The organism is Halorubrum xinjiangense (assembly GCF_900102375.1).
GTDB lineage: Archaea > Halobacteriota > Halobacteria > Halobacteriales > Haloferacaceae > Halorubrum > Halorubrum xinjiangense.
In genome coordinates this window covers 231,670-245,027 of the sequence record NZ_FNBO01000002.1, presented here as the reverse complement: position 1 = coordinate 245,027, position 13,358 = coordinate 231,670, and the positions used below count along the sequence as shown (strand labels likewise).

The window sequence follows — 13,358 nt, the reverse complement described above, 5'->3', positions numbered from 1 at the left end:
TACGGACAGCCGTCTGATAAGTGTGGGGCGACGAGGGGCCGCGAGGAGAGCGCTGTTGCGATCGAACTCCGTCGCGGTCAGCGCGTCGGCACAGGCCGGCGTACCTCGTCGGATCTCACGCGATGCTCTTCGGGAAGGAAACCGCGAAAGGAGAAATGCTCCGGCTGGGATTTGAACCCAGGTCCTTGCCGTGAGAGGGCAAGATGATTGGCCGGACTACACCACCAGAGCACGTCGGTTCGTCGCAATCTACGGTAGGAAAGACGATAGTAAAACAGTTCCGTTTCGACGCCGCCGTGTCCCGGTTTATCGTGGCGCGTCTCGCTCAGACGTCGACGGCGAACGGTGCCGGTCCGGCCGCGAAATCGCCCGCTGCGTCCCCGATCGCGGCAAGGAGGTCGGCGACGGCGTCGAGGTCGGTCGTGTCGATCACCTCGACCGGCGTGTGCATGTACCGGTTCGGGATCGAGACGTTGAGCGCGGGGGTGCCGTCGCGCGCCGTGTAGAACGCGTCCGCGTCGGTGCCGGTCCGGGTGCCGGCCGCCTGGAGCTGGACGTCGACGTCGGCCTCCGCGGCCGCGTCGCGCGCGAGGTCGACGAGGACCGGGTGGTTCGCGCTGCCGCGCCCGATCACCGGGCCGGCGCCGAGCTCGACCGGGCCGCGGCGCTCGCGGTCGACGTCCGGGTTGTCGGTGGCGTGCGTGACGTCGACCGCGACGAATGCGTCGACGTCGTCGAGGTCGACGCCGACCATCCGCGCGCCCTGGAGCCCGACCTCCTCTTGGACGGTCGAGACCGCGTAGACGGTGGCGTCGACGTCCGCCTCGGCCGCGCGGCGGAGGCCCTCCGCGGCCGCCCACGCGCCGGCCCGGTTGTCGACCCCGCGGGCGGCGATCCGGTCGCCGACGAGCTCGCGGCGGCCCGTCGAGAACGTGACCGGGTCGCCGACCTCGACGTGCTCGCGCGCCTCGTCGGCGTCCGCGGCGCCGATGTCGACGAACTGGGCCGCGACGTCCTCGTACTCCTCGTCGCCTCCGTCCCGCAAGTGGATCGCCGTCTGCCCGACGACGCCCTGGACCGGCTCCTCGGCGTGGACCGTGACGTGCTGGCCCTTCGAGACGGTGCGGTCGGAGCCGCCGATCCGCCCGATTCGGAGGAACCCGTCGTCGAGCACGTCGCGGACGATGAACCCGATCTCGTCGGCGTGACCGGTGACGGCGACCGTCGGCGCGTCGGGGTCGCCCTCGTGGACCGCGACCGCGTTGCCATAGGCGTCGGTGTCGACCCGGTCCGCGAACGCGCGGACGTAGTCGGTCCAGACGCGCTGGGCGGCCGTCTCGAAGCCCGAGGGGCTCGGCGTCGCGAGGAGGTCGTCGAGGAACGCGCTGCGTTCGTCGTCCATGCCGGTGGCTGTGCGGCGGCCGGCAAGAAAACGTCGGTGTCGGCGGCGTACCCCGCGCGTTCGGCGCCCGGACCGTCGACGAGTCCGCGGGTACGGGAACCCGCCGCGAGTCCGCCGGCGCGCGGACCGGTCGACACAAGCGCTTTGAGGCGGCCGCCCGTCGGATCCGTATGGACATCCTCCGAAGCGTCCGGGCCGTCGCCGAGGCGGAGGGACCGGGCGTCGTCGACTGGGACCGGGCCGCGGCGGCCGCGAGGGACGCCACGGACCCCGGATCGATCGCGCTCACCGACGCGGAGCGCGCGGGGTACGCCGCCGACGTCCGCGACGCGCGCTCGCGGCTGGCCGAGGTGGCAGGGATCGAGTTCGACGTGCCCGACACCGTGGAGGTACAGAACCGCCACCACTGGATCGACGCGAGCGTCGGCACCTTCCGGCGCGTGATGGACCCGATCGAGGCGGCCGCGGCGGACCCCGGCGGCCCGGACGGGACGTTCGACGTGACGCCCGCGAAGCGCCCTCCGGCGTTCGCGCGGGACCTCTCGCGGGTCGCCAACACGGGCTCGATGGCGTTCGCGCTGGGCTTCCTCGCGCGGAACGTCCTCGGCCAGTACGACCCGCTGCTCCTCGCCGACGAGCCGGACGCCGACCACGGGCTCTACTTCGTCCACCCGAACATCGTCGCGGTCGCGAGCGCGCTCGACGTCGACTACCCCCGGTTCCGGCGGTGGATCGCGTTCCACGAGGTGACCCACGCCGCCGAGTTCGGCGCGGCGCCGTGGCTCCCGGAGTACCTCGAGTCGCGCGTCGAGCGCGGCGTCGAGGGGATGGTCGGCGGCGCCGGGGGCGCGGGCCGCGGACTCGACCCCGACGCGTTCGCGGAGCTCCAGGCCGCGATGACCGCGGTCGAGGGGTACGCCGAGGTGCTGATGGACCGCGCGTTCGACGGCGAGTACGCGGACCTCCGGGCGAAGCTGGACGAGCGCCGCGGTGGGGGCGGCCCCGTGCGCCGGCTCGCGCAGCGCCTGCTCGGGCTGGGGCTCAAGCGCCGGCAGTACGAGCGCGGCGCCGCCTTCTTCCGGCACGTCGCTGACGCGCGCGGCGTCGAGGCCGCCGGCGCCGTCTGGGAGCGCCCCGAGAACCTCCCGACCGCCGGAGAGATCGACGACCCCGAGGCGTGGCTCGTCCGCGTCGACCCCTGAGCGCAGCGAACCGACTCACTCCAGTTCGAGGTCGCGCTCTCGGCTGTCCCCGATCCGGCCGGACTCGACCCGGTCGAACCGCTCGTCGAGGTCCTCGGTCGCTAACAGCCGGTCGAGCTTCCGCTCGAACTCCGCCTCGTCTATCTCGCCGGTCGCGTAGCGCTCGCGTAACGCCGCGATCGGCCGGTCGGCTGAGGCACCGATTTCGGTCGACGCGTCGGGGTCGTCGGACGCGACGAGCGGGAAGTCCTCGCCGAGCACCAACACCAACGGGATGAGGATGAAGAACCCCGCGATGAACGTCGCTGGGATCAGCGCCTCCAGCGGGCCCGGGATGATGACGGCGAAGAGCGACGTGAGCCCGAACGAGAGGATCCCGATGAGGCCGATGAGCCGGTTCTTCTCGAACGTGGGGAGGGCCATACCCGACGGATTTCGTCGCGTCGACAAAAGCGTACTGCCGGGTCGGGCGGATTTTCACCGTCGCACGCGACCGACGGCTATTCGTCGCGGGCCCGCCCACGGCGATCCGTGCTCAGGTACGTGACGACGAACCCGGGGAAGGTGCGCGAGGCGGAGCGGTACCTCCCGGACGGCTCGGTGGAGCGGCTCGACTTCGACTACACGGAGGTCCAGGCCGACGAACTCGGCCCGATCGCGGCGCGGGGGGCCCGCGAAGCGTACCGCCACGCGGACGCGCCGGTCCTCGTCGACGACGCGGGGCTGTTCGTCGAGGGGCTCGACGGCTTCCCCGGACCCTACTCCTCGTACGTCGAGGACACCCTCGGGGTCGAGCGCGTCCACGAGATCGCCGCCGACCTCGACGACCGCCGCGCCGCCTTCCGGTGCGTGCTCGGCTACTGCGACGGCGAGGGGTTCGCCGCGAGCCCCGACCCCGTCGACCGAGGCGACCGCGACGTGGCCGCGGCGGCGGGCCCGGACGAGGGCGAGGATGACGGCGACGGCGCGGACGGTCCCGAGACCGACCCGCTCCCGGTCAAGCTGTTCGAGGGGTACGTCCCGGGCCGGATCGTCGCCCCGCGAGGTGACGGCGGGTTCGGGTACGACCCGATCTTCGAACACGACGGCGAGACGTTCGCGGAGATGGACACCGACCGGAAGAACGCGGTGTCGCACCGCGGGCGAGCCCTCGAAAAGTTCGCGGAGTGGTACGCGGACCGCTGAGGGGCGCGGCGGCGGGCCGCGGGCGACGACGCCCGGGCCGAGCCCGTTTCAGGCCGCGGCCGTGATCGCGTCCGTGAGGAGCTCGGAGCCGAGCGCTATCTCGCGTTCGGTGACGTCGAGCGGCGGGAGGATCCGGAGGACCTTATGGCCGCACGCGAGCGTGAGGAGGCCGCGATCGAACGCGTGCTCCACGACCGCGTCCCGGCGCTCCTTCGTGTCGAACTCGACGGCGAGCAGGAGTCCCTTCCCGCGGACGTCCGCGACGGCGTCGAGTTCGGCGTCGCGCAGCGTCTCTTTGAACTGCCGGCCGCGGACGACGGCGTTGTCCATGAGGTCGGCCTCCTCGATGGCGTCGAGCGTGAGCGCGCCCTGCGCCGAGGCGATCAGGTCGCCGGCGCCCCACGTCGAGGAGAGGCGCCCCGTCTCCTCGGGGAAGACGTCGCTCCGCGAAACGGTCGCGCCCACGCGGAGCCCCTTCGCGCTCGATATCACGTCCGGCTCGTACGCATAGTGGTCGGATCCCCACATCTCGCCGGTGCGGCCGACGCCCGACTGGATCTCGTCGGCGATCAGCGTGATGTCGTGTTCCTCGGCGAGCGCCGCGATCTCGTCGGTGAACGCCTCGGAGGGGAACCGGTAGCCGCCCTCGCCCTGGATCGGCTCCATGATGAGGTACGCCACGTCGTCCGGGTGAACGTTGCCGCGCTTCGGGTCGAGCTTGCGGCGGAGCCGCGAGACGCCGTCGGCGAAGAAGCCGCACGAGCAGGTCTCCGGCGAGCAGGTCCGGTCGTCGCAGTACGGGACGTCCATCACGCCGCTCACCTCCGGGAACTCGCGGCGGTAGACGGACTTCGAGCGGTTGAGCGAGAGCGCGCCCAGCGTCCGCCCGTGGAACGCCCCGTCGAAGGTGATCGCGTACTTGGCGCCGTCGGCGGCGTCGTAGGCGATCTTGATGGCGTTCTCGACCGCCTCCGCCCCGGAGTTCGAGAGGAAGACGGTGTCCATGTCGTAGTGGCTCGTCAGGTCCGTCAGGCGGTCCATCAGCCCAGAGGCGCCGGGGATCCCGTCGCCCGGCGCGGGGCCGCCCGCGGCGTAGAAGTCCTGGCCGGCGATCTTCAGCGGGTCGACGAGGTCGAACTCTTCGAGGCGGTCCATGATGAGCGGGTTGTTGTACCCGAGCGGCGCGGCGGCGACGTGGCTGGTGAAGTCTAAGAGGACGTTGCCGTCGACGTCGGTGCAGAACGGGCCCTCGGCGGGGGCGGTGCGGTCCCAGACGAACTCGTAGACGTAGGTGCTCGGCGCGGCCGACTCGTGGTGGTACTCGACCCACTCGCGAGCGCGCTCGCCGGGGAGGTCCGTGACGGCGGGCGTGACGGTGTCGCGATCCATGAGCCGCGGTGGCACGCAGATGGAATAAATCCGGGGCGATCGCGAGATAGTTGGAGAATTCTCCAACGATCGTTCGCTCGGCGGTATCCGCGGTGACGACCGGATCCGTCGGTGCAGCGCCGCGAAGCGTGTGGTCGGTTCGGAGACGCGCTCGACCGCAAATGTTAAATAATCTCATAATTCGGCAGATTTTTATAGAATAGCAATCGTAGTTTCGGATGCGTTCGAGGTGGTCAGCAATGCCCATGCTCGAACCGGCCAACACGTGGACGCAGGGACTCGACTTCCCGAGCCGACTGCTTGAATCCGGTAGCAACGACTACGAACTGTACGAAGAGGACGGCGAGTTCGTCCTCTCAGTCGAGCTCCCCGGGTTCGACCCGGCGGAGATCACCGCCTCGTGGAACGACGGCGTGCTCAACGTCGCCGGCGAACACGAAGACGAGCGCCGCGGGACCCGCCGGACGTACCACCGGCGGTTCCGCTTCCCGAAGGCGATCGACGAGGACGCCATCGAGGCCGAGTACCGGAACGGCATCCTGACGGTCCGGCTCCCGGTGACCGTCGAGGGCGCCGTCTCCGGCACGGAGATCGAGATCAAGGGCTGACCTCGGCGCCGTCCGCCTCGACCGACCGGCGCCGCGCCGGTCGCTATCCCTCCCCTCCGCGCGTTTTTCGACCGCACGTCCCGGTTTTTCGCGTCGATCCGAGCCGCCCGTGTCGGAGCCGACCGCGACGTCGACCCCGCACGCCTTTTAGCTCCCGACGCGACGGACGAGGCATGAACCGCGAGGAGTTCGCCGCCAGCATCGACCACACCGTCCTCGGCCCCGAGACGACCCCGGCCGACGTGCGGACCGTTCTCGACGAGGCCGCCGCTCACGGGATGAACGCCTGTGTCCCGCCGTGTTACGTCGCCGAGGCGGTCGCGTACGAGGCCGACCCCGAGGCGGTCGCCACCGTGGTCGGGTTCCCGCACGGGCAGCACGCGCCCGCGATCAAGCGCGATGAGGCGGTCGCGGCGTGGGAGGCCGGCGCCGGCGAGATCGACATCGTGATCAACGTCGGCCGGCTGAAGGCGGGCGACGACGGCGCGGTCGCCGACGAGCTGGCGGACGTCGTCGCGGCCGTGCCCGTCCCGGTGAAGGTGATCATCGAGACCGCCCTCCTCGACGACGCCGAGAAGCGCCGCGCCTGCGAGGCCGCCGTCGCCGCGGACGCCGACATGGTGAAGACCTCGACCGGCTTCGCCGACGGCGGCGCGACGGTCCCCGACGTCGAACTGATGAGCGAGTACCTGCCGGTGAAGGCCTCCGGCGGCGTCGGCTCCTACGAGGAGGCGACCGCCATGCTCGAGGCGGGCGCCGTCCGGATCGGCGCCTCCTCCGGCGTCGCCATCGTCGAGGGATTCTCCGAGTGAGCGTCGCCGTCGCCGAGGGATTCTCCGAGTGAGCGTCGCCGTCGCCGTTCTCTCGGCGTGAAAATCCAGCGCACGGATTTAAAACTGGAGCGCGTACGGCGGGGTATGAGCCACCAACAGGGATCGCGTGGATTCGACCTCGACGCGGCGTTCAAGGCGTTCGGCGCGGTCGGCATCGCCATCTCGCTCGCGCTCATCGTGGCCGTGTTCGCGCTGACCGACCCGTTCGGCGACTACGTCACCGCGTCGCCCGCCGTCTTCGGCACCCTCCTCTCCGCCGCGCTCGTCGCCGCGGTCGGCTACACGACGTACGCGCTCCGTCGGCGACAGTAACCGGGCACGCGCCGCCGGCGTTCGACCGTCCCGCCGGCGTTCGACCATCCCGCCGGCGTCTGACCGCGCCGCCGGGAGACATAAACCGCTCGCGGGCGGACGGTCTCGCATGACCGACGAGTCGACGGACCCGGCGGTGGAACGCTTTCTCGACCGAGCGGCGGCCGCGCTCGACGACTACGACGAGGGGTACGCCGACGCGGACGCGACGCTGGCGACGCTGCGCACCCACGTCGACGAGCTGGCAGCGCGCGTCGAGGAGCGCGAAGCCGACGAGGAGTCGTAGCTGGACCGACGACGAGAGCGCGTCCCGAACGGCTAGGGTCCGGCCCCGATCAGCTCTCGCACGCGGCCGACGTACTCCGCGAACGCGGCGTCGCCGCGCTCGCGCGGGCGCTCGACGTCGACGTCGACGACCTCGCGGACGCGCCCCGGCTCGGCGGCCATCACGACGACCCGGTCCGCGAGCGTCACCGCCTCCGCCACGTCGTGCGTGACGAAGAGGACGGTCTTCCCCGTCGACGCCCACACGTCGAGCAGTTCGCGCTGGAGCATCTCGCGGGTCTGGGCGTCGACCGCGCCGAACGGCTCGTCCATGAGGAGGAGGTCCGGATCGACCGCGAGCGACCGGGCGATGGCGACGCGCTGTTTCATGCCGCCCGACAGCGACTTCGGGTACGCGTCGCGGAACTCCGTCAGCCCGACGAGGTCGAGCATCTCCTCGACCCGCGCCTCGCGCTCGTCCGGCGAGCGGTCGCTCCGTTCGAGGCCGAACCCGACGTTCTCCGCGACGGTCAGCCACGGGAACAGGTGGTACTCCTGGAACACCACGCCCATGTCGGTCGTGGGGCCGGTGACCTCGGTGCCGTCGAGGAGGACGCGGCCGTCGGTCGCCTCGGTAAGCCCGGCCACGATCCGGAACAGCGTGGTCTTCCCGCAGCCAGACGGGCCGACGAGGCAGACGAACTCCCCGTCCGCGACCGAGAAGGACACGTCGTCGAGCGCGCGCACCGAGCCGCCGTCGCCGTCGCCGGAGTACGTCTTGCCGACCCCGTCGAGGGCGACGCTCGCCGCCGCAGGGGAGAGGGGAGCGCCGTCGGCGTCGCCGTTCACGCCCGCCACGCCAACGCCCTCCGTTCGACCGCGCGGAACGCCACGTCGACGAGCAGGTACATCAGGCTCAACACGAGGATGTACGCGATCGCCCGGTCGACGCGCAGGTTGTTGCTGGCGCGGATGATCTCGCGGCCGACCCCGGGGACGCCGAAGATCTCCGAGGCGACGACGAGCATCCAACACCGTCCCAGTCCGGTCCGGATCCCGGTCAGGATCCCCGGCATCGACGCGGGCAGCACGATCGAGCGCACCGCGTCGAGGTCGCCGCGCACGCCGAGCGTCCGCCCCACGTCGAGCAGGTCCTCGCTCACGCCCTCCACGGCGCCGTACGCCGCGTAGAAGTTGATCCAGAACGCGCCGACGGCGATGATGAAGGCGGCGCCCCAGTCGTTGATCCCGAACCACGCGATCGCGAAGCCGATGAGCGCGAGCGGCGGGACCGGGCGCAGCGTCCGGACGAGCGGGGCCGTCAGGTCGTCCAAGAGTCGGCTCCATCCGAACGCGACGCCGGCGGCGACCCCCAGGCCCGTCCCGGCCATCGTGCCGGGGACCCAGTGGCTGACGCTCTGGAGCAGCGCCGCCGTCATGTCGCCCGCGGCGAGCTCGCTCGCGAACGCCCCCGCGACCGCGACCGGCGAGGGGAGGACGAACGGGTCCTGCGTGAGCGAGACGGCGTACCAGACGGCGAGGAACCCGACGACGCCCGCGGCGCCCCGGAGGAGTCGCCGGCCGTCACCGAGGCCGATGCCCGCGAGCGCCTCGTCCTCGCCGACGGGCGATGCGGTTTCGGTCGCCATCAGAGCGAGTCGTACACCTCGAGGTCGAATACCCGGTCGTTCGACAGCTGTTCGTCTATCTGGCCGTTCCCGGCCGCGAACTCGGCGAACACCTGCGTCGCGTCGGTGATCTCGTTGGGGTCGGTGATGAAGTTCGACAGCGGCGAGTCGAGCGCGTTCCGCGCGCGGTCGGCGGGCATCCCGATCCCCTCCTCGACGTGGGCGGCGGTCGCGTCCGGGTTCGCCTCGATGAACTCGGTCGCGCGGACGTGCCCCTCGAGGAACTGCGCCGCGACCGGCGAGTCCCGGACCGCGTCGCTCATCAGGGTGACGGCGGCCGGCTGCCCGGGGAGGACATCGGCCGCGGTCCGGAGCATCGTCACGGACGACTCCTCGGCCTGCGCGATGGTCGGCACCGGCTCCATGATCGAGGTGCCGTCGATCTCGCCGTTGGCGATCGCCTGCCAGACCGAGCTAGCGCCGTTGATCTCGATTATCTCCACGCTGTCGTTCGCCTCGGGGTCGACGCCGACGTCGCGGAGCCAGTAGCGGAGCAGCACGTCCGGGACGCTTCCCTGCGGGAACGTGCCGAAGGTGAACGGCTCGCCCTCCTCTTCTTCCCACGCCGCGAACGCGTCCGCGCCCTGCGCCTCGAACGTCTCGTGGAACGAGGACTCGGCCATGATCCCCATCGGTTCCCGGATGTTCGCTGCGGTCACCCGTGCCGAGATGCCGCGGTCGATCGCGATCATCGCGGGGACGATCCCGAACATCGCGACATCGATGTCGCCGCCGCCGAGCGCCTGGACGATCGCCGGGCCGTCGGTGAACTCCTGGCCGGATATCTCGGCGTCGATCTCGGAGAAGTACCCCTCGCCTTCCATCACGTACCACTGGAGGTCCGGGTAGATCGGCATGTGCGCGACCGTCACCTCGTCGAGTCCGCCGCCGCCGCCGCCGAGACAGCCGGCGAGGCCGACCGTTGCGGTACCGCCCGCAGCTGCGAGGAACGACCGCCGCGACGCTGTCCGCGTTGGTTCGTACATACGAAGGGAAGTGGTTCCGCGGGGAACACCCTCGCGTCACCAGCAACGGAAGCGCGTTCCGGTGACGGCCGAGAAGCACCGAAAACAGCGTCCGAGACCCCGAAATAAGCCATTCGAGGGTTTCGAACGGCCCGGGAACGTCACGGAACGCCGCAATTTTTGCGACTTCGTCGCCGATTCGGTCGCGGCGGTCGGCCCTCGCGGCGGTCGCGGCGGTCGTTCAGCCCTCCTCGACCGCCTCCTCGTCGAACAGCCCCAAGTCCTCGGCGACGAGGTCGGCGAGCCGGTCTTTGATCGCCGGGTCGACCTCGGCGACGGCCTCGCCGTCGTGTTTCTGGGCGTTGTGTTTGTCGAGCGCGTCCGCGAGGTCGTCGAGCGGCACGCGGGTCTCCGTCTCGCACTCGTCGCAGACGATCGGGACGGACGGCTCGTCGGTGGACATTACGCCGACAATCGCCCGTGTCGGATATATGCCTTCGGGCGGCGGGGCCGGGTCCGGCGGGCGACCGGGACCCGGACGCCGGCGTCGGGTGAGCGACCTTGGCCCGGACCCTGGCGCCGAGCGAGCGACCTTGGCTCGGACCCTGGCGCCGAGCGAGCGACCTTGGCCCGGACGTCGACGTCGGGGGGACCAACGGCCCGGACGTCGACGTCGGGGGGACCAACGGCCCGAACCGCCACCGTCTACTGACCCCGCCGCGAACCGCGACCATGGACGTTCTCGTGACGGGGGCGGCGGGCGGGATCGGCGGCGGCGTCGCGCGCTCGCTCGCGGCCGCCGGCCACGAGGTCCTCGGGGTCGACCGCGACGCAGCGGGGCTCGCGGACCTGCCGGACGGAATCGAGACCGCCGTCGTCGACCTCCGAGACGAGGCGGCCGTCCGCGACCTGCTCGCGGACCGCCCGCTCGACGCGGTCGTCTCCTGCGTCGGGGGGTACGAGATCGCGGCGATCGAGGACACTTCGGCCGAGGCGTTTCGCCGCCAGATGGAGACGAACCTGACCGCGGTACACGCGACCGTCGCCGCGGCGCTCCCGACGCTCCGCGAGCGCGGCGGCCGGGTCGTCGTCGTCGGATCGATGGTGGGGTCGGTCCCGCTGCCGTACCACGGCGCGTACAGCGCCGCGAAGGCCGGCCTCGACGGCTACGTAAGCGCGCTGCGCCGCGAGGTCGCGCACCGCGGGGTCGACGTCGCGCTGGTCGAACCCGGCCCCGTCCAGACCGGGTTCAACGAGCGGGCCGCGTCGGCGGTCGAGAAGGCGAACGGCGAGGGGGCGAACGGCGAGGGAGCGGGCGAGGAAAGCCCCTACGCCGACGCCTACCGCGCGTTCGAGGGGTACTCGCCGGCCGCCACGGACGTCGAGACGGTCGTCGAACGCGTGGTGACCGCGACGACCGCGGACCGCCCGCGGACGCGGTACCGGGTGAGCCGCCGGGCGCGGTGGCTGCCGCGCCTCGCGCGCGTCCTCCCGGACCGGCTGTACGACCGGCTCGTCCGCGCCGGGCTCCCGGGCGGGGTCCTGTGGCGGTTGCTCCGCCGGTGAGCGGCTCGGTCCGCCGCGAGAGACGCGTCGGGCGTTAGTCGTCGGCCGCGCCGGACGAGGACCCCTCGGCGCCGGACGGTCCCTCCGACTCCTCCGCGTCGTCGGCGACCTCCGGTTCGGACGAATCAGGCTCAGTCTCGTCCGCCGCGTAGAACTCCTCCGGCGAGGCGTCGATCCGCTCGAACTCGCCGAAGTCGCGCTCGTGGTGGCGGATCATCTGCTCGACGGTCCACGCGCTGTACCGCTCGGAGTACTCCCAGTCGGCGTCCGCGTCGTCCACCTCGAAGCGGCCGTCGGTGGCGAGCGCGGCGTACAGGTGGTAGAAGCCGAGGACGACGTCGCCGAAGTCCTTCGCCTCGCCGCCGATGGCGCGGCGCTTCTCGGCGAGCTCTTCGCGGCCCGCGTCGGTGAGCGCGAAGTACTTGCGGTCGGGCTCGTCGGCGCGCTCGACCCGCTCGGCGACGCCCTCCTCCTCGAACTTGTAGAGGATCGGGTAGACGGAGCCGTAGGAGGGCTCCCAGTGCCCGCCGCTGATCTCCGTGATCTCGCCGAGCAGCTCGTAGCCGTAGCGAGGGCGCTCGTCGAGCAGCTCCAACACGAGATACGAGATCAGTCCTTTCGGCGGGCCGCTTTTCCGCATCGTCCCTACGTCGCCGAGTCGTCGTGAAAGGGTTTCGGTCCCGGCGATACGCCGTCGAACCGCGGGGTCGAACCCCGAGGTTGACCCCCGAGCCCGTTCAGGTGTTTGGATCGCTCCGAAAGGCGTCGTCCGACTCGGCCGAGAGCGTCCGGATGGTCTCGTGGATCCCGACGACGAGCGCCGGCACGACGATCATGAAGAGGTGCTCCTCGATCGGGATCCCGAACAGGTCGTACCCGGTGCGCAGCGCGATCTCGAAGACGCCGACCTCCAGCGTGTACCAGTCCCAGAGGTACGCGATCGGATACAGGGTGGCGACCGTCCGAGCCGCTTCACGGAGCGCGCCGGCGTAGCGGAGCAGGCCGACGGCGAGCGCGCCGAACGCGACCTCGGTGGCGAGGTACGTGTACGGCCCGAGAACGGTGATGTCCGGAATCGCGGTGCCGGAGAGCGGTCGGAACCAGACGGCCACGAGCAGGAGGGCCAAGAAGACGTAGGCGCCGCGGATCAGGAGCATCGTCGCGACCGTCGGGCCGGCCCGGCTCGCCACCAGCGCGACCGAGCCGAACGCGAGCGCCGCGGCCGGCGCCGACGGCGGGAATAGCCCGGCGACCGTTCCCCAGAGGACGCCGACGAGCCCGAGCATCAGCAGGGAGAACGCCAGCGTCCGGGCTCGTTTTCGGCCGAGGAGCACCGAGACGGTCCGCTTGTCGATCGACTTGTCATACGCGTAGTCCTGTTCGTCGTCGATGACCTTCACCCCGGCGAGCGTCACGAGGAAGACGAGCGCGAAGCCAAGTATCGTCGCGCTCACTGCGGTCGTCTGGACGTAGAAGCCGCCGAGCAGCGCGAGCGCGATGCCGGTCGGATACCCCAGCGTGGTGGTGATCGGGTTCGTGTCGAGCTGCGGCGCGTGGAGGAATCCGACGAACCAGGTCGGGAGGGTGACGAGCGCGGCGCCCGGGCCGACGAGCACGGCGAGTGCGAGCGTACAGGCGGCGAAGCCGACGCCGGCGGCGAGGAGGGAGAGGCGGCAGCCGCGGACCGTCATCGGGTGGTCGTCGTCCTCGCCGCGCCGGTGGAAGTCGACGTAGCCGTCCTTTACGTGCGCCGTGTACACGGCGAAGAAGATCGCGGTCATGTGAACCGCGCCGGCCGAGAGCGCGAACTCGCCGGCGACGGCCGCGCCGAACCACGAGGCCGCCAGCGGCGGTAACATGAACACCGGGTGGACCTGCGAGAGCAACGCCCGCAGATCCGCCCGGGGTCCGCGTTCGTGCCGAGCGATTGCCATGCGTTACCAA

16 protein-coding genes and 1 tRNA gene are annotated in these 13,358 nt (G+C 71.3%); 7 read left to right on the top strand and 10 right to left on the bottom strand.

Annotated elements, in window-relative coordinates; all coding sequences use genetic code 11:
• Nucleotides 1-156: 156 nt before the first annotated feature.
• A tRNA-Glu gene (locus tag F3H13_RS04090) sits at nt 157-231 on the bottom strand.
• A gap of 94 nt (nt 232-325) precedes the next feature.
• A complete protein-coding gene (locus F3H13_RS04085; RefSeq protein ID WP_149797781.1) occupies nt 326-1,402 on the bottom strand; it encodes a M20/M25/M40 family metallo-hydrolase in 1,077 nt (358 codons plus the stop codon).
• A 170-nt stretch (nt 1,403-1,572) separates the two neighbouring features.
• Here F3H13_RS04085 and F3H13_RS04080 point away from each other — a divergent pair, with 170 nt between their 5' ends.
• Complete coding sequence (locus F3H13_RS04080) at nt 1,573-2,604, top strand: zinc-dependent metalloprotease (protein WP_149797780.1); 1,032 nt, start codon at nt 1,573-1,575, stop codon at nt 2,602-2,604.
• 15 nt (nt 2,605-2,619) lie between these two features.
• Here the strand turns inward: F3H13_RS04080 and F3H13_RS04075 are convergent, their stop codons facing one another.
• Nucleotides 2,620-3,027, bottom strand: coding sequence for an SHOCT domain-containing protein (locus F3H13_RS04075; RefSeq protein WP_149797779.1), 408 nt, complete (start codon nt 3,025-3,027; stop codon nt 2,620-2,622).
• A gap of 108 nt (nt 3,028-3,135) precedes the next feature.
• Between F3H13_RS04075 and F3H13_RS04070 the strand changes: the two genes are divergently transcribed.
• Nucleotides 3,136-3,789: a non-canonical purine NTP pyrophosphatase gene (locus tag F3H13_RS04070; protein WP_149797778.1), complete on the top strand. Its 654-nt coding sequence runs from the start codon at nt 3,136-3,138 to the stop codon at nt 3,787-3,789.
• A gap of 48 nt (nt 3,790-3,837) precedes the next feature.
• Here F3H13_RS04070 and F3H13_RS04065 read toward each other — a convergent pair whose 3' ends face one another.
• A complete protein-coding gene (locus tag F3H13_RS04065) occupies nt 3,838-5,178 on the bottom strand; it encodes an aminotransferase class III-fold pyridoxal phosphate-dependent enzyme (protein ID WP_149797777.1) in 1,341 nt (446 codons plus the stop codon).
• A gap of 245 nt (nt 5,179-5,423) precedes the next feature.
• Between F3H13_RS04065 and F3H13_RS04060 the strand changes: the two genes are divergently transcribed.
• From F3H13_RS04060 to F3H13_RS16105, 4 genes are all read left to right on the top strand, one after another.
• Complete coding sequence (locus F3H13_RS04060; RefSeq protein ID WP_149797871.1) at nt 5,424-5,786, top strand: Hsp20/alpha crystallin family protein; 363 nt, start codon at nt 5,424-5,426, stop codon at nt 5,784-5,786.
• Between the two features lie 173 nt (nt 5,787-5,959).
• On the top strand, nt 5,960-6,598 hold the full coding sequence (deoC, locus tag F3H13_RS04055; RefSeq protein ID WP_149797776.1) for a deoxyribose-phosphate aldolase: 639 nt from the start codon (nt 5,960-5,962) through the stop codon (nt 6,596-6,598).
• A 105-nt stretch (nt 6,599-6,703) separates the two neighbouring features.
• On the top strand, nt 6,704-6,931 hold the full coding sequence (locus tag F3H13_RS04050) for a hypothetical protein (protein WP_149797775.1): 228 nt from the start codon (nt 6,704-6,706) through the stop codon (nt 6,929-6,931).
• Between the two features lie 109 nt (nt 6,932-7,040).
• A complete protein-coding gene (locus F3H13_RS16105; RefSeq protein WP_188127992.1) occupies nt 7,041-7,217 on the top strand; it encodes a hypothetical protein in 177 nt (58 codons plus the stop codon).
• 32 nt (nt 7,218-7,249) lie between these two features.
• Here F3H13_RS16105 and F3H13_RS04045 read toward each other — a convergent pair whose 3' ends face one another.
• The 4 genes from F3H13_RS04045 to F3H13_RS04030 form a co-directional block, all read right to left on the bottom strand.
• Nucleotides 7,250-8,053: an ABC transporter ATP-binding protein gene (locus F3H13_RS04045; protein WP_149797774.1), complete on the bottom strand. Its 804-nt coding sequence runs from the start codon at nt 8,051-8,053 to the stop codon at nt 7,250-7,252.
• On the bottom strand, nt 8,041-8,844 hold the full coding sequence (locus F3H13_RS04040; RefSeq protein WP_149797773.1) for an ABC transporter permease: 804 nt from the start codon (nt 8,842-8,844) through the stop codon (nt 8,041-8,043). The genes F3H13_RS04045 and F3H13_RS04040 overlap by 13 nt, the downstream gene beginning before the upstream one ends.
• Nucleotides 8,844-9,869 (bottom strand): ABC transporter substrate-binding protein, encoded by a 1,026-nt coding sequence (locus F3H13_RS04035; RefSeq protein WP_149797772.1) that lies wholly within the window; start codon nt 9,867-9,869, stop codon nt 8,844-8,846. The genes F3H13_RS04040 and F3H13_RS04035 overlap by 1 nt, the downstream gene beginning before the upstream one ends.
• A gap of 220 nt (nt 9,870-10,089) precedes the next feature.
• The gene (locus F3H13_RS04030) at nt 10,090-10,311 is read right to left on the bottom strand and encodes a hypothetical protein (protein ID WP_149797771.1); all 222 of its coding nucleotides are present in this window, start codon (nt 10,309-10,311) and stop codon (nt 10,090-10,092) included.
• Between the two features lie 269 nt (nt 10,312-10,580).
• Here F3H13_RS04030 and F3H13_RS04025 point away from each other — a divergent pair, with 269 nt between their 5' ends.
• Nucleotides 10,581-11,414, top strand: coding sequence for an SDR family NAD(P)-dependent oxidoreductase (locus F3H13_RS04025; RefSeq protein WP_188127991.1), 834 nt, complete (start codon nt 10,581-10,583; stop codon nt 11,412-11,414).
• 34 nt (nt 11,415-11,448) lie between these two features.
• On the opposite strand, the gene F3H13_RS04020 is transcribed toward F3H13_RS04025, so the two are convergent.
• Nucleotides 11,449-12,054: a PadR family transcriptional regulator gene (locus F3H13_RS04020; RefSeq protein WP_149797770.1), complete on the bottom strand. Its 606-nt coding sequence runs from the start codon at nt 12,052-12,054 to the stop codon at nt 11,449-11,451.
• Nucleotides 12,055-12,151: 97 nt separating this feature from the next.
• Complete coding sequence (locus F3H13_RS04015) at nt 12,152-13,348, bottom strand: lycopene cyclase domain-containing protein (protein ID WP_149797769.1); 1,197 nt, start codon at nt 13,346-13,348, stop codon at nt 12,152-12,154.
• Between the last annotated feature and the right edge of the window lie 10 nt (nt 13,349-13,358).